The sequence below is a fragment of the Brooklawnia sp. genome (assembly GCF_049651565.1).
GTDB lineage: Bacteria > Actinomycetota > Actinomycetes > Propionibacteriales > Propionibacteriaceae > Brooklawnia.
The window spans coordinates 1-2,952 of the sequence record NZ_JBASCI010000010.1 but is presented as its reverse complement, the minus strand read 5'-3'; the positions used below and the strand labels follow the sequence as shown (position 1 = coordinate 2,952).

2 protein-coding genes are annotated in these 2,952 nt (G+C 68.0%); both read right to left on the bottom strand.

Going from position 1 to position 2,952, the window contains the following annotated elements:
• The coding region (locus tag WBL05_RS00480) for a UbiA family prenyltransferase (protein ID WP_424223035.1) at positions 1 to 558 on the bottom strand (558 nt) is incomplete at its 3' end.
• 192 nt (positions 559 to 750) lie between these two features.
• Positions 751 to 2,667 (bottom strand): LTA synthase family protein, encoded by a 1,917-nt coding sequence (locus WBL05_RS00475; RefSeq protein WP_424223034.1) that lies wholly within the window; start codon positions 2,665 to 2,667, stop codon positions 751 to 753.
• Between the last annotated feature and the right edge of the window lie 285 nt (positions 2,668 to 2,952).

Here is a 2,952-nt window from a genome sequence, read left to right as displayed (position 1 = left end):
GGTCAGGTGCACCGCCACCCCGAACGCGCAGCCCGCGGCGGTTGCCCAGGGCGCAGCGACCTGCGGGTCTGGCGCCGACAGGGTGGCCAGCGAGGGCAACAGGCCGAAGCTCAGGAACGGCAGCAGCGAGAACACGCTCCGCTTCAGTGCGGCGTTGTAGAGCCAGGCCGCGCCGATCGTTGCCAGGTGCGCCAGCACCATCGCGAGCCCGAGCGGCACCGAGAGCAGCACCGCCACCGCCAGGCACGCCAATGCCGCGTGCCAGGCCACCCGCTTGCTGACCACACCCTGCGCGATCGGCTTGTCGGTGCGACCGCTCGCCCGGTCACGGTCGGCGTCGATCACGTCATTCGACAGCCCGATCGAGAACTGGCCGGCGAGGACGGCCGCCGCCAGCAGCACCAGCCGCCACGGCTCCAGCCCGACCGCCACCCCGAGCGCGAAGGTCAGCGTCGTCACCACCACGCACGGTCCGGGGTGCGTCGAATGCCACAGTGCCGTCAGCACGCCGGTGCGCTGGGTGCCCAGCTCCAGCACGGGGGCCTCTGCCTGGTCCATGCCCCATGGTGCGCCGGAGATGCCGGGATGTCCACACCCCGGCGGCCCACAGGTGCCGGTGAGGTCGTGCACCACGGTGCTGCACTCAACTGAGTTTCCGGTTCTGGCACGCTGAACCTGGCTTACATCGATTCAACTGCTGCAGATGCCACTCCAGCGTGCCAAAACCGGAATTCCCGAGCTGCGCAGCGACTAGTCCAGGTCCCGAACGATCGCGCCCGGCCACATCGTCCCGACGGCGTGGCGCTCACCTACGGAGAAGTCGTACTGCACCATGCGCAGGGCTTCCACCGTCGCGGCGGTGTCGGGGTCCAGGGCGTCCAGGTCGACCGGCGACCCATGCGCGTCCAGGGTTCGGGCGGGTTGGATGACCGGAACTGCGTGCCGGGCCTCGTCCAGCAGGGCGAGGTAGGGCGAGACCGGCGCATCGGCCGACTCGTGGACCAGCGGGAGGAACATCGCCGGCCCGATGGCGTCGACCGTGTCGGCGCGACGGGTGCTGCTGTTCCAGACGAAGAAAGGGGTCCGGAAGGCCGCGTCGGGTTCGTTGACGTCCAGCACATCCTGCGGGATGATGCCGGGTTGGTGGTCTCCGTAGAAGACCACGATCGTGGTCTCATCCCGGGCCTGGAGTTGGGCCAGGAAGTCGGCCAGCGCGCTGTCGGTGTGCGCCAGGCCCCGGGCGTACTGCCCGTAAACCGCCGCCCGTTCGGGGTCCGGGATGTCCGACTCGATTGGGTCGGGATAGAGGTCGTAGTAGGTGCCGTGGTTCTGCATCGTGACCAGGTTGACGAACTCCCGACCATCGTGGCGGTCGAGCTGGTGCAGCACCTCGTCGAAAGCGGCCGCGTCACTGAGGTAGCTGTTGTCGCCGATGATCTCCTGGGACTGCATCGCCGCGTCGTCGATCACCTCGTCGAAGCCGAACGCGACATAGACCTGCTTGCGCTTGTACATGTCGAGGCTGAAGGAGTGGATCGCCACCGTGCGGTGGCCCAGCTCCGCGAACGCGCCAACCATCGACGGGTAGGTCGCCTGGTCGCCGACCATCATCTGGTACGGCGAGGTCACCTGCGAGTTGAACAGGCCGACCGACTGACCGGTGAGCGACTCGAACTCCATGGTGGAGGTTCCGCCCCCGTACGACTGGGCGTACATCGTGCCCGAGATGTTCTGCGCCATCACCCGCTGGGTGACCGGGATCGGGTTCTCGGCGAGGGTGAAGCCCGCCAGCCGGGATGGGTCGCTGAACGACTCCGAGAGGATGAAGACCACATTGGCGTCGGCCAGCGAGCCGGTTCGTTCGGCATTGATCTGGTCGGCGCGCTCGGAGTAGTGCGCGCTGATGGCGGCCATCGCCTCGGCGTCGTAGCCGCCCGGCTCGCCCATCACCTCGGCCGGCATGTTGTACAGGAAGCCGCCGACGAAGCCGTTGCTCCGGTAGTTGTGCAGCTGGCTCCAGGACATCCAGTCGGCCTGTTGGTCGTACAGCGTCCGCCACAGGTTGTTCGGCTTGTTGAACTGCGTCCCGTGCAGCAGGAGCGCGAGGGACACCGCCAGCGCGATGCCCCGGACGGCCAGTAGCCGCCACCTGGGGAGGTGCTGGACAGCCCGGAGCCAGTGCTGCGGGAGCAGCCGCGATATCAGGCGTCCGATCACCGCAACGGTGGACGCCGCCCCCACCACGCCGATCGCGATACCCAGCGCGGAGGTGGGATCGACCATGCCCAGCAGCGAACCGGAGTTGCTGACGAATCCGTGGTCGGCCGGGAAGAGCGGCTCATGCCGCAGGACGACCTTGCTGTGGCTGATCCCGGCGAGCAGCGTGGCCGAGCCGGTCACCAACGCCAGCGCCCACTTCAGGCGTCCAAGCAGGGCCCAGGCGCCGGCGATCGCGGTCGCGATGAACGCGACGTCCAGCGGCTCGACGAGCACATCGGACGAGGCGCGGGTGCGCCAGCCGGCGAAGAAATCGAGGTGCGTGGACAGCTGCAGGATGAACGCGCAGACGACTGCAACCACGACGACAGCGATGGTTGCGGCCATCGGGACGAGCAGCCGAACCGCCCGCGACGGCCGCTTCGGGGCAGGCCGGGCGGAATCAGTCACTCTATTGACCCTAACCAGCGCGCAGGGTCCTGCTCGAATCCCGGCGGGCCTTGTTGCCGCAACGAGACCTGCACCGATGCTGACGATCCCCAGCCGGCAGACTGCTATACCCGAATCGGGGCATGCGCTGAGCCTGGCTGGCTGTAGGTTGCCCTCTCTCAGTGTCAGGGTGGTGGTACCGCTGTTGCGGTGGTTGGATCCTGACCATCAGTCGGCTGGTTCTTAGGCTGCGTGCCGGGAGCGCCCCTTGGTGGGGTGTGTGGCGTCCATGCGTTTTGCCGTCGG